Source organism: Streptomyces sp. NPDC001480 (assembly GCF_042894725.1).
Classification (GTDB): domain Bacteria; phylum Actinomycetota; class Actinomycetes; order Streptomycetales; family Streptomycetaceae; genus Streptomyces.
This window is the reverse complement of the sequence record NZ_JBIAVX010000066.1, coordinates 1-1469: the sequence shown is the minus strand read 5'-3', so window position 1 is coordinate 1469 and position 1469 is coordinate 1. Positions and strand designations below refer to the sequence as shown.

Annotated in this window: 1 protein-coding gene; it reads left to right on the top strand. The window is 69.4% G+C overall.

The genetic code is table 11. The features are described from left to right. Nucleotides 1-42 precede the first annotated feature (42 nt). Nucleotides 43-1275, top strand: a complete 1233-nt coding sequence (locus ACFY01_RS46720; RefSeq protein WP_390741877.1) for an IS4 family transposase — start codon at nucleotides 43-45, stop codon at nucleotides 1273-1275. The last annotated feature ends 194 nt before the right edge of the window (nucleotides 1276-1469 follow it).

Genomic DNA, 1469 nt, shown 5'->3' with positions numbered 1-1469 from the left:
CAATACCGGTGACTTTGGCTCTGACCGGTCGTTGAACGGGGTGTGCCAAGGCCCGGACAAGTGAAGTCGCGAGCAGACGAGCGGCTGTCGGATCGGATTGCGCTCGGGGTGCTGACGCAGGCGTTCCCGCCGGAGTTGGTGGACGACGTGATCGCGGAGTGTGGCCGGGCCGAACGTCGGCAGCGGCTGCTACCGGCCCGGGTGGTCGTTTATTTCGTGCTGGCCATGTGCCTGTTTGCGGGGCAGGGATACGAGGAGGTCGCGCGGCTGCTCACGCACGGGCTGGAGCGGATGGGCCGGTGGAAGGGAACGTGGCGGGTGCCGACCACCGCGGCCATCGGCCGGGCCCGGCTGCGGCTGGGTCCGGAAGTGCTGCGGGCGCTGTTCGCCCGGGTCTGCCATCCGGTGGCCACCGAGGAGACCACGGGAGCGTGGTACCGGGGATGGCGGTTGGTGGCGGTGGACGGCACCACCTTCGATGTGCCGGACACCGAGGCCAACGCCGCCTTCTTCGGCCGCCCGGGCGTGAGCCGTGGACAGGACAAGAGCGCCTACCCGCAGGCACGCATGGCCGCGCTGGTCGAATGCGGCACCCACGCCGTCTTCGCTGCCGAGACAGGCCCGTTGGCCCTCCACGAAACCGAACTGGCCCAGCGTCTGTTCACCGCGCTGACGCCGGGCATGCTGCTCCTGGCCGACCGAGGCTTTCGCGGCTTCGACCTGTGGCGGGCCGCCGCAGCGACCGGTGCTGATCTGCTGTGGCGGGTCAAAAATGACGCCGTGCTTCCGGTGCGGGCCCTGCTGGAAGACGGCTCTTACCTCTCCGAGATCGTCGCCGCCCGGGACAAAAACCGTTGCGCGGACCCTGCCCGGGTTCGCGTCATCGAGTACACCCTCACCCCCGGCGGCACCGTCTACCGGCTGATCACCACCATCCTGGACCCAAAGGCCGCGTCCGCCGCCTCCCTGGCCGCGCTGTATGCCCAGAGGTGGGAGATCGAGAACACCCTGGACGAGATCAAGACCCACCAGGGCGGGCCCCGTCTCATCCTGCGCTCCCAGCACCCGGCCGGCGTCGAACAGGAGCTCTTCGGTTTCCTCCTGGTGCACCACGCCTTGCGGGACCTGATGCACTACGCCGCACAGGAGGCGGACTGCGACCCCGACCGGATCTCCTTCACCCGCACCCTCCGCGTCGTCCGCCGCCACGTCACCGACCAGGCGGCGTTTTCCCCCCTCCCGGCTGACCCGGGCCCTGGCCGCAGCTCTGCGTGAGATTCGCGAACGCCCCCTGCCGCCCCGCCGGTTACGCGCCAACCCCCGTGTCATCAAGCGCAAGATGTCCAACTGGAAACTCAAGCGCGCCGAGCACCGCACCCCACCCCGGCCCGACGCACCCAGCGCGACGCTGGTTGGACCGACGAAGCCCAGACCGACCCGCCGGAAAACCACCTAAATCACCGGTATTG